This window comes from Ruegeria sp. AU67 (assembly GCF_900312795.1).
Lineage (GTDB): Bacteria > Pseudomonadota > Alphaproteobacteria > Rhodobacterales > Rhodobacteraceae > Ruegeria > Ruegeria atlantica.
In genome coordinates this window covers 1-13,994 of sequence record NZ_OMPH01000032.1, presented here as the reverse complement: position 1 = coordinate 13,994, position 13,994 = coordinate 1, and the positions used below count along the sequence as shown (strand labels likewise).

At 55.0% G+C, this 13,994-nt stretch carries 10 protein-coding genes and 2 pseudogenes; 1 reads left to right on the top strand and 11 read right to left on the bottom strand.

The features are described 5' to 3' along the window. Window positions 1-148: 148 nt before the first annotated feature. From DK510_RS19270 to DK510_RS19250, 5 genes are read right to left on the bottom strand one after another with little or no spacing between them, the layout of a single operon-like run. Window positions 149-2,779: a phosphoenolpyruvate carboxylase gene (locus tag DK510_RS19270; protein ID WP_109313483.1), complete on the bottom strand. Its 2,631-nt coding sequence runs from the start codon at window positions 2,777-2,779 to the stop codon at window positions 149-151. Next, a complete protein-coding gene (locus DK510_RS19265; RefSeq protein WP_109313482.1) occupies window positions 2,779-3,750 on the bottom strand; it encodes a D-glycerate dehydrogenase in 972 nt (323 codons plus the stop codon). Before DK510_RS19265 ends, DK510_RS19270 begins: the two co-directional genes overlap by 1 nt. Continuing rightward, the gene (sucD, locus tag DK510_RS19260; RefSeq protein ID WP_109313481.1) at window positions 3,750-4,640 is read right to left on the bottom strand and encodes a succinate--CoA ligase subunit alpha; all 891 of its coding nucleotides are present in this window, start codon (window positions 4,638-4,640) and stop codon (window positions 3,750-3,752) included. Before sucD ends, DK510_RS19265 begins: the two co-directional genes overlap by 1 nt. After that, a complete protein-coding gene (locus DK510_RS19255; protein WP_058273745.1) occupies window positions 4,640-5,836 on the bottom strand; it encodes a malate--CoA ligase subunit beta in 1,197 nt (398 codons plus the stop codon). Before DK510_RS19255 ends, sucD begins: the two co-directional genes overlap by 1 nt. 31 nt (window positions 5,837-5,867) lie before the next feature. Further along, complete coding sequence (locus tag DK510_RS19250; RefSeq protein ID WP_109313480.1) at window positions 5,868-7,109, bottom strand: alanine--glyoxylate aminotransferase family protein; 1,242 nt, start codon at window positions 7,107-7,109, stop codon at window positions 5,868-5,870. 220 nt (window positions 7,110-7,329) lie between these two features. On the opposite strand from DK510_RS19250, the gene DK510_RS19245 reads away from it, so the two are divergent. Next, on the top strand, window positions 7,330-7,959 hold the full coding sequence (locus tag DK510_RS19245) for a response regulator transcription factor (RefSeq protein ID WP_234999161.1): 630 nt from the start codon (window positions 7,330-7,332) through the stop codon (window positions 7,957-7,959). Window positions 7,960-7,961: 2 nt separating this feature from the next. On the opposite strand, the pseudogene DK510_RS19240 reads toward DK510_RS19245, so the two are convergent. From DK510_RS19240 to DK510_RS23380, 6 genes and pseudogenes are all read right to left on the bottom strand, one after another. Next, window positions 7,962-8,099 (bottom strand): annotated as a pseudogene (locus tag DK510_RS19240) (transposase); the annotation flags it as partial. 207 nt (window positions 8,100-8,306) lie between these two features. Beyond that, the gene (locus DK510_RS19235; RefSeq protein ID WP_109313478.1) at window positions 8,307-9,854 is read right to left on the bottom strand and encodes an adenylate/guanylate cyclase domain-containing protein; all 1,548 of its coding nucleotides are present in this window, start codon (window positions 9,852-9,854) and stop codon (window positions 8,307-8,309) included. Window positions 9,855-9,860: 6 nt separating this feature from the next. Beyond that, the gene (locus DK510_RS19230; protein WP_109313477.1) at window positions 9,861-10,226 is read right to left on the bottom strand and encodes a response regulator; all 366 of its coding nucleotides are present in this window, start codon (window positions 10,224-10,226) and stop codon (window positions 9,861-9,863) included. Between the two features lie 18 nt (window positions 10,227-10,244). Continuing rightward, window positions 10,245-12,932, bottom strand: coding sequence for a response regulator (locus DK510_RS19225; RefSeq protein WP_160116572.1), 2,688 nt, complete (start codon window positions 12,930-12,932; stop codon window positions 10,245-10,247). Window positions 12,933-12,946: 14 nt separating this feature from the next. Continuing rightward, the gene (locus DK510_RS19220; protein ID WP_200833262.1) at window positions 12,947-13,696 is read right to left on the bottom strand and encodes a DUF3365 domain-containing protein; all 750 of its coding nucleotides are present in this window, start codon (window positions 13,694-13,696) and stop codon (window positions 12,947-12,949) included. Window positions 13,697-13,861: 165 nt separating this feature from the next. Then, window positions 13,862-13,994 (bottom strand): annotated as a pseudogene (locus DK510_RS23380) (IS481 family transposase); the annotation flags it as partial.

Below are 13,994 nucleotides of genomic sequence, written 5' to 3'. Positions count from 1 at the left end.
TCGGATGCGATCAACTCGATCTCGTCGCGCTGACGACCCAGCTCGGATGTGATCGAGCCGAACAGCTCGGGATCACGGTCAGACAGGGACTGGGTGAAAAATCCGGTATCACGGAGATTGGCGTTCAATTTGTAATCTCCTGAAATTGTCAACCGGTCCAGCCAAGGCCGGCGGAAATGGCGTTCATGGATTGCAGCAGAGAGACCGGAACCGTTCCGGCCTGCCGTTCACTGCGGGTCTGGCTTAGTAGGTCGACTTGCAGAGTGTGAATGCGGGCAAGTTCATCTCGCTTGCGTTCGACGCGCTCACACAGTCGTGGGAAACGCTGTCCAATGATTTGCCCACCGTTCAAAAACTTCACAGCGTCGCAAGCCTTGCAGTATTCCGAGGTGATTGCCTGAAGAATGCGTTGGCGTGTGTTGGCGTCGCAGACCAGTTCGCTGTATTTCGCTGCGATTGTCATATCGGTCTGGTAAAGAGACTTTTCCATTTCATCGACCGCAAGGCGGAACAATCGGGACTGCCGAAACATATCTCGAAGTACCTCATCACCCCGTGCGCCGCGGAACTTCCTAAAATTGACCATGGCTGCGCCGAACCCGTACCAGCCAGTAATCAGGTGGCGGTTTTGCGACCACGCAAACACCCATGGAATTGCACGCAGATCATCAAGGCTGGCTGCGCCGAACCGACGGGCGGGGCGCGATCCGATTTTTAGGCGGGCTAGTTCTTCAACCGGGCTGGCCTGTTGGAAATACTCAAGAAACCCCGGCGTTTGCAGCAGCGAAACATAAGCCATCTGAGAAAGCTCGGACAACGCATCCTGCGCGTCATCGAATTCCGGGCGGTCCGGCGTTTTGGTGTGACTAGCCGTGTGGCGTAGTGTGCTGGACAAAAGCAATTCCAGATGCGCCGCGGCTGTCCCGCGGTTGGCATATTTGGCAGACACTACTTCGCCCTGTTCTGTTACACGTAACAGTCCGGCAATTGTGCCGCTTGGTTGCGCGGCTATTGCCCGGCCTGTGGGGGCACCACCCCGGCTGACAGAACCACCACGTCCGTGAAAAAACGCGGCACTAAATCCCTGCGACGCAAGTGCTGTAACGATCCGGCGCTGCGCGCGGTCCAGTTCCCAGGTCGAACAGAAATATCCGCCATCTTTGCCGCTGTCGGAGTATCCCAACATCACCTCGATCACATTGCCACCTGACTTAAGGCTGCGGCGGGCAAGCGGAACATCCAGAACATCCAGCAGAATTGCTGAGGCGTTGCGCAGATCACCGATCGTCTCGAACAGCGGCACCACAGAAATATCAAGTGTCTCTGATCCGAACCCGGCATAGCGGGCGAGAAGATAGACACCCAGGATGTCGTCTGCCGAGCGTGTCATCGACAAGATGAATGGTCCGACAGCTTTGGGATCCGGCCCTGTTCGAACAGCGTGCATAAGGGCTAGTAGGGCTAGCAATTCCTGCGCCTGATCACTCAACCCGTCACGCTGAGGATACTGCAGGTTCTGGTCTGCCAACTCGGAGCGCAGACGGGTCGACCATTCGGGTGTTCCGTATTTGGGCGCAGGTTCGAATGCAGACCAGATTTCTGCCAGAACGCTAGTCGTCACAGTCGAATTCTGCCGTATGTCCAAGGTTGTGGTACGCAACCCGAATACGGTTGCCGCCCGGCGAAGAGGTCGGATATGCCGCCTTGTTAGAATATCGGCGTTTACTGCACAAAGCGCCTCATCAAGCGCGTCGAGATCACACTCGAACTGCGAGATATGCTGATAACCGGCACTTGTCAGTCTTTGGCGGACGGCATTCAGGGCCTGCCGAAACGGTTCGTTCGGGTTGCGGTCATTCTTGGGTGCGCGGTTGATAATTGCCTGCAACCGTTCACCGTGAGGTTCGGGCAGTGGTAGGATCAGGGCGCTAATGCTCAGTTTTTGCGCGGCTTTATCAAGAGCCTGACAGTAGAGATCAATCGCTGTCTCGCGCCCACGTTGCAGAGCCAGTTTGGTCATCTCAGAGGTTACATTCGGGTTGCCGTCCCGGTCACCGCCAATCCAGCTATGAAATCGGACATTGGGCGTCACATTTAAAGTCTTACCCAAAACCTGCATACAGGCGTGATCGAACCGGTCGATGACCTGTGGTACAGCATCGAATATTGCGTCGCGGAAAAATTGCAAACCCCATTCGATCTCGTCACGTAAACTGGGACGTGACAAGCGTAATTCTCCGGTCATCCATAGTAGGTCGATCTCGCCTTCCAGATCATTCAACAATGTTGAACGTTCAATTGGCGTCCAGCGCTGAGATTCGAGGCTGACCAGGATACGATAAATCCGGCGGTGAATTTCAAGAACGGTGACGCGTTTGGCTTCGGTCGGATGAGCCGTTAGCGTGGGGCCAGTCATTAAACTACCTGCCAACTTTTCGGTTTCCCCAACACTCAGATTAAGGTCCGACAACACTTCGGCAAATCCACCTTCAACCGCTTGGGCCCCTTTTTGGGTTTCGATTTGTCGACGATTCCGCACATCTGCGTTTTCGTCGATGATGCGCACAAGCTGAAACCAGATCGACAGGGCCTGCAAATACGGGATTGCGGCCTGGCCAGTTGGAATGGTGGGCAGCGGCTTGGCTTCGGCCCAAGAAGCGACATGTGGCGCCCTTTTCAAAAGGATGTTTCGCCATAGCGCGCGCAATTCAGTCCGAAGACCGTCCGCGTACGCAGACGGTGGAAGCGACGGCTGGGTATCCTGAGCCAACGCTTGCATCAGATCACCTTGTCTCTTGGATTTTTGCCATTGAAGAAATCATTGAGGTTTTCAATGACGCGGAACCCCATAGCTTCGCGTGCTTCTTTAGTCGCGCTTCCGAGATGTGGCAGCATGACGAGGTTGTCACATTGCAGCAGGTCCGAGCTAATGCGGGGCTCGCCGTCAAATACATCCAGCGCCGCGCCGCCAATTGTGTCGAACATCAGGGCCTGGATCAGGGCGTGTTCGTCGATGACCTCGCCGCGCGCGGTGTTGATCAGGAAGGCGTCGGGTTTCATCAAGTCGAGTCTTCGACCGTTTATCAGGTGCCGGTTTGCGGCCCCTCCGGGGCAGTGCAGCGAGACGAAGTCGCATTGCGGCAACAGCTCATCGACAGTATCCACCTGAGTGGCATTGCACTTAGCCAGAATGTCGGGTGCCACCTGGCTGCGATTGTAAATAACCACGTCCATACCAAAGCCATGATGGGCGCGGCGGGCCATTTCCTGCCCGATGCGGCCATAGCCGATGATGCCCAGAGTCTTACCGCTGACCTTGGTGCCGACCAGATGCGTGGGCCGCCAACCGGTCCAGTTTCCGGCGCGCAGCTCGCGTTCGCCTTCGCCTGCGCGGCGCGCTACCATCAGCAATAAGGTCATTGCGATATCGGCGGTACATTCAGACAGAACGTCAGGCGTGTTTGTCACGGTCATGCCAAGTTCGCGGGCTGAGGGCTCGCAAATGTGGCTATACCCGACCCCGTAATTGGCCAGAATTTTGGTCTGTGCTGTGGGGACGTCCAGCGCCTCGGCGCTGAGCGTATCGGTAACGGTGGGCAGCACCGCGTCATAGTGTTTCAGGGCGTCGCGGATTTCAGCCGGGGACATCGGAGTATCCCCGGTATTGAGTACGGTGTTGTAGTCTTCGGCCAGTCGCGCCTCGACGGCGGCGGGCCAGCGACGGGTGACAAGGACTGAAGGTTTGGTCATCACGCAGCCTTTCCCATGACGCGGGCAATGGTTTCGCCAATCACCGCCGGGTTTTCAGCAACGGTCACCCCCGCCGCCGACAAGATTTCAACCTTCTCGGAGGCACTTTCGCCAAAGGCCGAGATGATCGCACCAGCATGACCCATAGTCCGACCTTTGGGCGCGGTCAGACCTGCAACATAGGCGACGACGGGCTTGGTTATGTTGTCGCGGATGTATTCTGCGGCCTCGGCTTCCTGCGGGCCGCCGATCTCGCCGATCATGGCAATGACTTCAGTGTCCCTGTCCTGTTCGAACCGCTCAAGGATATCGCGGAACGAAGACCCGTTGATCGGGTCGCCGCCGATCCCGACGCTGGTTGAAACGCCGATGCCGTGTTCTTTCAACTGGGCTGCGGCCTCATAGCCAAGCGTGCCGGATCGACCGATGATGCCGACATTTCCGGGCAGGTAGATGTGGCCTGGCATGATCCCCAACAGAGCCTTGCCGGGGCTGATGGTGCCCGCGCAGTTGGGCCCGGTCAGCACCATGCGCTTGTCTTTGGGATAGCGGTACATGTACCGCTTGACCCGGATCATGTCCTGCGCCGGGATACCGTCGGTGATGCAGACGCAATAGCGGATACCCGCATCTGCGGCCTCCATGATGGAATCGGCGGCAAATGGTGGCGGCACGAAAACAAGGCTGGCATCGGCACCGGTGGCCTCGACAGCTTGTTTTACGGTGTCAAAGACCGGCACGCCCTCGACGGTCTCGCCGCCCTTGCCGGGGACAACTCCGCCGACGACATTAGTGCCATAGTCCAGCATGTCTTTGGTATGGAACCGTGCCATTCGTCCGGTAATGCCCTGAACGATAACACGGCTGTCGCGGTCCAGAAGAATGCTCATTAGACAGCCCTCATCTTGGTGTTTTGGGTCAGATCGTTTTGCCACGCGCCAACAGCGCGTTCGGCGGCTTCCATCAGGGTGGTGGCGCGGATGATCGGCAATCCGGATTTGGCCAGGATTTTTTGACCTTCCGCGACATTGGTGCCGGCCAGCCGCACGATGACAGGGATTTCAAGCTCAAGTTCGCGTAGCGCCTGTACGACGCCCTCTGCGACCCAGTCACAGCGATTGATCCCGGCGAATATGTTGACCAGCACCGCCTGTACGTTCTTGTCTGACAGGACCAGACGAAAGGCCTTGGCCACACGTTCGGGTGAGGCGCCACCGCCGATGTCCAGAAAGTTCGCAGGTTCGCCCCCCGCCAACTTGATCGTATCCATCGTGGCCATGGCCAGCCCGGCGCCGTTCACGATACAGCCGATATTGCCGTCAAGACCGACATAAGACAGGCCGCGATCCGCAGCGCGACTTTCGCGTGGGTCTTCCTGGCTTTTGTCGCGTAACTCTGAGATCTGCGGATGCCGGAACAGTGCGTTGTCGTCAAAGCTCATCTTGGCATCCAGCGCCAGAACCCGATCGTCACCGGTGATGACCAGCGGGTTGATCTCGACCATGGTCGCGTCCAGATTGCTGAAGGCGGCGTAGCAGCCCTGTAGCGTGCGCACCATTTGCTGAACCAATTTCGCCTCAAAACCCAGTTGAAATGCGATTTCGCGCGCCTGGAATTCCTGCAGGCCCACGGCCGGTTCGACGATCGATCGCACGATGCTGTCGGGGCGTTCGGCCGAGATATCTTCGATCTCCATGCCGCCTTCCGACGAGGCCACGATCATCACCCGCTGGCTGGAGCGATCCAGCACGAAGCCCAGATAAATCTCGCGATCAATCGGCACGGCGGATTCAACGTAGACACGGTAGATGCCCTTGCCTTCGGGACCGGTTTGATGCGTAACCAACCTGCGTCCGAACATCTCGTCACAGGCTTCATGGATTTCGTTCTCGGTGTTGCACAGCTTGACACCACCGGCTTTTCCACGGCCTCCGGCATGGACTTGAGCCTTCACGATCCAACGATCGCCCCCCAGCTCGCGCGCCCGATATGCCGCTTGTTCGGGACTGTAGGCCAACGCACCCGAAGGCACGGCGACACCAAAATTCGAAAGAACCTCTTTCGCCTGATATTCGTGAATATCCATCTGCAATCTTCCTCCCGTTCATGCAGTTCGGTCAGGCCGCGATCGACGTGCCGTAGCGGCTTTCCAGCAGCGCTTCGATGGCTTCAAAATCCACTGTGCCGCCCAGTTCGCGGATCGCCTCGCCAAACAGTTTTACGATACGGCTGATCGACTGATGGTTCAGTTGGTTCAGGATGCCGATGCGCACCTGTACCGGGGCACTGAGTGTCGGCCAGATGCAAAAGCCACGCGCGCGGCAGTTCTGTACCAATTCCATTTCGCGACCAGCCAGTTCTGTGGGCAGGTTCAGCACTACGAGGCTTGGCATGTCCGAAGTGACATCGCAGCCCATCGCGGTGACGGCGTCACGCAGGACGGCCTCATGCGTTTTGTAGGAATGCGCGCGTTTAGCCAGTCCTTCCTGCAAGGTCAGACGCAGAGATTCATGGAACGCGGCGACGGCATAGCCCGAATGGGTCCGGTGATAGGTGCCTTTCTCAACATCCTGACCGTCGACAATGCCCCAATGGCGGGCCTCGAAAATCGGATTGTGGACGTAAGAGTAAGCACCGGTTGTCTTCAGCGCCTCGATAAAGGCGTTGGTGAAGCTGACCGGCGCATAGGTCAGGGGCAGGCAGCACAGGCCTTTTTGCGGGCACGAAGCCCAGCCTGCGATGCCGGGGAAATCGTCGATACGAAAGTCTGCAACACCCAGCGAAGACACAGCATCAATCAGACCCATGGTGCCATGATTTTCACACGCATCCGAGAATCCCTGTACATCGTTGACACGGCCGGAACCGGTTTCCCAATGTGCCATGAAAGCCCATTTCGGCTTGTGTTCGGCCAATGCGACGTCGACCATCTCACCGGTCACGGGCTGGCCATGCGGAATTTCGATCACGGTGACGCTGGCCGCAATGGGATCAAGTGGATTGGCGGCATGTTCTTCAGGTGTGGCTGCCTTAATCCGTAGGGTCAGCGCGTCAATGCCGGAAAAGGTGCCATTGGTGAACGCAACCACCTTGTCGCCAGGCATAACGGCCGAGAACATAGTGTCCAGCGCGCTCCAACCGGTGCCAGCAACCGCGAAGGTATAGGTATTGTCGGTGCCCCAGATTTTGCGCAGCATGTGCTTGCATTCGATCATGCCGCGCAGGACGTCACCCTGCATGTGATCCGCAACACCCGCATTTGCAAAGGCATGCAGAACGCGGGCATCGGTATTGCCTGGTCCGGGTCCCGCAGCCAGTGTTTCCGGAATTTCGAGCGTCGGGTAGATTTGAAACGTCATTGGCGATCCTCCTCGGCGACGGGGTCCGTAATGCGCCCCGTCTGTCGCGTTACCGAAAAGAAAAGCCGATCCTTGCGTCAGGGCGCAACGTAACTTACTACTGCTTTAGGGTAGCTATTTGGGTGGGTAAAAACCTATCCATTCTGGCAAATATACCGATGTATACCGGAAACTTACCTACCCAACATGGTAGTTCTTGGGTAAATTAGGTGGAAAAACAATGCTCGACACAACGCCCCCTCCGATCGACATCATGCTCGCCAACAACAATTCTCTCGTCCTCTCGGCGATGTCCGAAATCTTTGAGAGAGACAAACGATTCTCGTTGGTGGCGACATCTGCAACTGCCGAAGGTTTCCTTGGGGCAGTCATGCGTGTGCCGGTAAAGGTCTGCGTGGTGTCCTGGGAGCTGCCAGCTTTGGGTGCAGCCAAACTGATCGAAGTGCTGCGCGAACAGGAAAATGCACCGCGTTTTGTGGTCTATGGTGATGAGGCAGGTGATGTCCCACGTCTGGCCATGCAAGCAGGCGCCGCTGGGTTTGCACCTCGTTCCGGTGAGGTTGAAGGCCTGCTGGAGACATGCGTTGATGTTGCCAAAGGTAAGATGGTTTTCCCTTTCATCGATGTACGCACGGTGCAACATAGTCCCCTTCAGACCTTGTCGCGCAAAGAGCGGGCTATCCTTGAGGCACTGTCGAAGGGAATGTCCAACCGGGAACTGTCAAAAGAGTTACAGATTTCCACCAATACCGTGAAATTTCACCTCTCGAATATCTATGAAAAACTGTCAGTTAGAAACCGGGCGCAAGCCATCGCCTTTTATTATTCTGCTAAATCTGGGTCTGATTAGGGATCGTGCCACGGTGCACCTGTCCGGGGTATCCAGAAAATGCCATTAAGAACGAGGCGTTGATCGGTGGGTTTGCGCCCGTTAAGCGCGCGAACTGCTAGAATAACGCGTTCAAAGAACGCCATCTCTTCGTCCATCATCAGGTCGCATGCTAAGCCGGTCTCCGTCACAGTTACCAGCTTGAATCATGTTGGTCGGCACTTTTAAGTTCCTTTTGTCAACACGTCCTGGGGTTCTGGAGCGAAATCATCCGCCTTTCGCAACACAAATCGGGTTGAATGGTCAAGTTCCAGTTCGAAGTTATCCAACGGTCAAACTGATTAAGGCTCAAATCTGCATCACAAGCCTTAGGATACGAAGTAGGATGTTATCTCACCCACTCCTTTGACAAAATGAGTTTGCGCTTCCGTGTTGGGCAAATGATCACCTAGCGCATCCTTGGTTTGGGCAGAGATGTGGATGTGCCCCGACCTGCCTGTGGCCTCGAGACGGCTGGCAAGGTTCACGGTTTCTCCCCACACATCATAAATTGACCGTTTTCGCCCGATCAGACCGGCTATGACTGGTCCGGAATGGATACCTATGCGGATTTGCAGCCCCGCGCTGCTAACTGTGCTGTCAGACATCGTCGTTAGGATGCCTCGTGCAAAGCCTACTGCGGCCTGCGCGTGGTCTTCGCGGCGCACGGGGATCCCCGATGCCGCCATATAGGCGTCTCCAATTGTCTTGATCTTTTCGATGCCGTGCAGGGTGGCCAGGTCATCAAATGCAGTAAACAGTTTTGACAATTCCAAGATTAAGTCACCGGCGTCCATGCGGGCAACCAGCGGAGTGAATTCTACGATATCCGCGAATATTATGGTTGCGCCAGCGAAGCGATCAGCGATGTTTATCTCACCATCGTTTAGGCGTTTTATAACTGGCGCGGGCAGCATCGAGTGTAGCAATTTGTCTGCCCTGTCACGTTCGTATTTTATCTCATTTGCAAGCGCCAATTCCTTAGCGCGCCAGCGGCTGCGTTCCATGCAGGCATCGACGCGCGCATGCAGCAATACCGGGTCGATAGGTTTTGGCAAATAGTCCTCGGCGCCTACACTGATGCATTTGGCGATTGCGTCCGTCTCGTTAAGACCGGAAACCATGACCACGGGTATTTCGTACCAAGACGGATCTTTTTTCATTCTTTCGAGGACGTCGATGCCATTTACCTCTGGCATTAGGATATCCAACAAAACAAGGTCGAACCCCTCGCGATCTAGTGCTTCAAAAGTTTCGCTAGCCGAGCCGACCGATCGCACACTGTGTCCTCTGCGCTCTAGTAACCTGGTCAGGATTTCCCGATTAGCCGCCTCGTCATCAATCACCAAGATACGTCCGGTCAGGGCTTCGCGACCGGCGTCTGAGCTCGCAAGGCTGCGTTCAAGGCTGGCCGCAATTTCCTGATCCCGGTCACTGTCCTCAGCGTTGTTCTGAGTGTCTGCATCACTGATGGTGCTGTCGATTTGTAGCGCCAGCTTACGCGCTTCGCTCAGGATCGCGTTTATGTCGCTGCGAGCGGAAGGCTTTAAATCTGCCTCGAAATCATCCAGCACCATTTCCGAATACCCAATGATCGCGTTGATCGGTGAGCGTAAATCATGCCGTAATTTTGCCTGAGCGTCTTTGTCAGCCGAGATTTGGTGCGCACTTTTCCCCAACAATTCGATCATCTGAACAAGGTTGCTGGCGGCGGCGCCAATCTTTTGCAAATCCTCCAACGCGGCTTCTGGCCCAGTTCTGCGCACCTCCTCGATCAGCAGGTTATGAAACCCTACGATCGCTTCTGACGGCCCATTGAGGTTTTGGGAAATGCGGGTGGCTAGTGCCAACTTGTCTTTTCGGGTCTCTGAAACCATGCCGCGCTACCCGTCCAGCAGTTTTTTAATAATCTCCAGTAACCCAGGCAATTCGATCGGCTTGGTATAGAATTCGTCGCAACCTGCCTCCATGGCTTTGTCACGATCACTCTGCATCGCATGGGCGGTCAAAGCGACAACTGGGATAGCTTTCGTGTCTGGGTTTGCTTTTATTTGTCTTGTTGCCTCCCAACCGTCGATTACCGGCAGGCTCATGTCCATTAAAATCAGATCTGGTTTATCCGATAGGGCTTGTTCGACGCCGGCCTGACCATCGCGGGCCGATACGGTATCGTAGCCTTTTCTCTGCAGCCGGCGCGACAGCATATCGAGGTTCATATCGTTGTCTTCCACAATAAGTATCTTTGCCATCGCCTTAATCTTTCCGACTTATGAATAATCTTGTAACTGGCGCTTCAGTGCCGCAATCAGATCACTTCGACCCGTATCTCCTTTGCGGATGACCTCATCTGAATGGGCTTTCAACCAATCCAGCTCGTCCCGCGTCAGATCCTTAGACGTGGCTACGATAACCGGCAAATCGGCAAGCCCATCAGTTGTGCGAACCGTTTTGAGCACATCGAAACCGTCCACATTCGGCATCATAATGTCCAATACCATCAGAGTCGGCCTTTTGGATTTCAATTGGCTGAGCGCGCCGTGACCGTCTGCCGCCTCGCGCACTGTCCAACCATTGCGTGTCAAAATACGGCGAAACAGGTTCCGCGTTGACATATCGTCGTCAACGATCAGCACGTCTTTGTCGCGACCTGAGGCGATTGAATCTAGCGTTGCGATCAGCCGAGCTGGATCAATCGGCTTGATCAGGTGCTCGATCGCTCCAAAAGCAAGGCCCATGTCGCGATCCGCGACAATTGTGGCCAAGACGACAGGTGTCTCGCACAGTTTTGAGTCTGCCTTGAGTTCTTTCAACATAGACCAGCCGTCGCGTTCGGGCATAATAACATCCAGTAGAATGACGTTAGGCTTTTGCGCGCGTGCCATTTCCATGCCCGCCTCCGCATTTGATGCCATCAAGACATCATACCCTTCCTCGCGTACGATTTGTGCAACCGCGTTTCGTGCGTCTTCTTCATCATCCACGATCAGAACGCGGCCCAAAGCAGTGTCCGGTGAAGCTTCACTGTGATCGTCAACCAAGGTGGACACAGCAGCATAGCGCGCCGGAATTTCAAAAGAGAAGGTCGATCCAACACCCTCTTTGCTATCGACTGTGATGTGCCCGCCCATCATACGCGTAAATTCCTGCGCAATGGCGAGCCCGAGTCCGGTGCCTCCGAAATTCCGCGTTGTAGACTGATCAGCTTGCACGAACGCCTGGAACAGCTTGTCGCGTTGCTCCGGCGTCATTCCGATACCTTCATCTCGCACCGCAAATCGAAAGAAATCCGTATCATTTTTCCGGAGTTTAGAGACGAGAAGGTCAATCTTACCACCTTCGGTGAACTTCGCCGCGTTGGACAACAGGTTGAAAAGGTTCTGCCGGAGCTTGGTTTTATCGGTTTCGATCTCGTCGGTGTCTGCGAGATCACAAGAGAGAACCAGTTCATTTCTGTTCTTGCTCACCAAGGGAACCACCGTCGACGCGACTTCGTCCAACAACGGCCGGAGTGCGAAGCGTTCCGGGTACATTTCCATTTTGCCCGCTTCGATCTTGGACAGATCAAGAACGTCGTTGATGAGCGAGAGCAGATGTCGCCCGGATGCCATGATCTTCTCCAGATCATCCGTCGCAGTCTCGAATCCCATGTCCTGAGCATCTTCAGACAGCATTTCGCTATAACCGATGATCGCGTTCAAAGGAGTGCGCAACTCGTGGCTCATGGAAGCCAGGAACTGGCTTTTGGCCGAGCTGGCCGCGATCGCCTGCGCGTTGGCTTCTTCAAGTTGTTCCTGTTTGGACTTAAGGTCAGAAATATCGCTGTAAACAGCGACCGTGCCCCCGTCGGGTGTCTGGCGTTTCGACACCTGAATCCATGCGCCACCCAGCAAGACTTCTTGGCGATCCCCGTCAGGTCTGCGATGTCGTGCAAGCCGGCTGCTAATCCACTCTTCGTCAGGCACACCATCGGTATCAACCGACTTTCGTTCCAGTTGCAGCCGCAAGATATCCTCGAACAGCGTGCCCGGCCCAAGTATGTCGTCTACATGTGCAAAAATGCTGCGGAACCGGTCATTGAAGAGTATGAGTTGGTCTTCGTTGTCGAACAGCGCAAATCCGTCTGGGATTGTTTCAATCGCAGTGAGGATTGTATTGCGCTGAGCACGTGCTTCTTCTTCTAGTTCGCGCCGTTTGTCCTGGCTGTCGCGAAGCGCTCTTAGCGCTTGGGACATCCGGCCCAACTCATCAGGGCCTTCGGGCGGCAGCGCGACATCCCGTTCACCCCGGATTAGGCCTGAAATCGCAATGTTGATTGCATGCAGTGGCACAACGATCGACCTCAGAGCACGCCAAGTAAGAAGCGCTCCCAATATCACAATGACAACACATGCAATGATCGCTCGGTTCATCGCTGCCTTGGCGGCAACCGTTGCTTCATTTCTGGTTTGGTCGGCGCTTTCAGATAGGTCATCGACCAATTGCGTCAGCGTCTTGTCGACGGCATCACTGGCCACTCGGGCCTGTGCAAGTAAAGTGTTTCCCAGCACCCTGTTACCATCTGTGTAAGCATCGGCTGCTTGCATGGAAGTTTCGTAATAGGAGTTTGCCTGCTCTTGTACGCTGGCTGCGGACTCGGGTGCAAAATCGGAGAGCTGTTCGAGGCTGCTATTGAGCTTTGTACTTGCTTCGTTGGCGCGCCGCTCAGAAAGGGTCAGTAAGCTGACAGAAAGATCCGTCAGCCAGTACCTCATCTCTCCAAATTGACGATCTGCCTGGCCTGCGACTTCCAGCCGGTGAAACTCAGTATTTGCGTCTTGTATGCGGGCTTGGTTGCGCGCCAGATCGTAGACCATCACGATGGTGCTCACGACCAAAGCAGCTAACAGTAGCGCCGACAGTGATCCTATGCGCACCGGAATAGTATTTTCGGACACCCACCGCCAATTGTTACTCACACCAGATTCTTGTTTCATCTAAAAAGGGTTATGCTAATTGCACCCGCCAAGTCACCAAGTTGCCCACCTTCCTTTGGGAAACCAGTCACATCCGTTTCACCCGCTGGCGATCCGTGGCATGAAAGACAGGACTCAGAGTAGTATTCTGGAATCAGCATACGGAAAGCAGGTGTTCCAGAAACGTTAGTTTCTTCGAAAAATGGCTGCCCATCGGTCCAAGATGAGTCCTTGAACTTTTCCTCTATGACCGAGTTTTCCCAAGTATCCGGACGGGCCATGCGATTGCGGACAAGTTCCGAAGGCGCCGTTACCTTAACCATGGCAGACGTGCCAATTTCATCAGCGAACTGTTCATTTACCAACCGCGCAAAAACGGCTGGAATAAATCCTTTGAATGCCACCCCCTCGGCATTTATTAACTCTTGGTTTGCGTCGATTACCGTGACCATAGCGTCCAGCTGCGTTTCTGTAAGCTTGCGCTCCAGTGGGTCCAGCCCATCATGCAGCGGCGGTTCCCCATTGGCCTCCAAGTAGGCCTCAATAACTTGCTCGTAGAACACATCACCGGACAGCCCTTTGTCGGTGATATCCGGATTGTTGATTAGGTCTTGACTGTTCGACACGACACTTCTGCCGGCCCGTAGCACTGCCGCCAGTCGGTTGCCCGTTTCAACTTCCTCGGCGGTTTGCGCCGCAACACTGTCCAGACTAAGCGGACAGATTGTACTCAGAACTACCGCTGCTTTCAAAATTAGTTTTTTCAATAGACCAACGCCCCCACGTAAAGTCGAGTGCAGTGACAATAAGATAGACTAGCAAAAATTCTCCAATCTGTCTTACGAATTCGGCTCGACAGGAGTTGTACAACCAAAAATGGAGTGCAGTTAGTGACGGATTCGCTAGGGTTAGGATTCGAAACCGACAAATGACTAGGTGTTTAGTCCCGACATTTGTTGGATGGGATTGACAATGGATTGATCCGGTTCTGAAGTCCGGATTTTGCAGATGTATTCGTATGGCGTGAGACCGCTTAGTGTCTTCAAACGACGGGCGTAGTTGTAG

Coding starts and splice junctions, on each gene's coding strand:
- DK510_RS19270 (WP_109313483.1), bottom strand. CDS start 2,779: ATGCAAGCGTTGGCTCAGGATACCCAGCCGTCGCTTCCACCGTCTGCG.
- DK510_RS19255 (WP_058273745.1), bottom strand. CDS start 5,836: ATGGATATTCACGAATATCAGGCGAAAGAGGTTCTTTCGAATTTTGGT.
- sucD (WP_109313481.1), bottom strand. CDS start 4,640: ATGAGCATTCTTCTGGACCGCGACAGCCGTGTTATCGTTCAGGGCATT.
- DK510_RS19265 (WP_109313482.1), bottom strand. CDS start 3,750: ATGACCAAACCTTCAGTCCTTGTCACCCGTCGCTGGCCCGCCGCCGTC.
- DK510_RS19230 (WP_109313477.1), bottom strand. CDS start 10,226: ATGGCAAAGATACTTATTGTGGAAGACAACGATATGAACCTCGATATG.
- DK510_RS19245 (WP_234999161.1), top strand. CDS start 7,330: ATGCTCGACACAACGCCCCCTCCGATCGACATCATGCTCGCCAACAAC.
- DK510_RS19250 (WP_109313480.1), bottom strand. CDS start 7,109: ATGACGTTTCAAATCTACCCGACGCTCGAAATTCCGGAAACACTGGCT.
- DK510_RS19235 (WP_109313478.1), bottom strand. CDS start 9,854: ATGGTTTCAGAGACCCGAAAAGACAAGTTGGCACTAGCCACCCGCATT.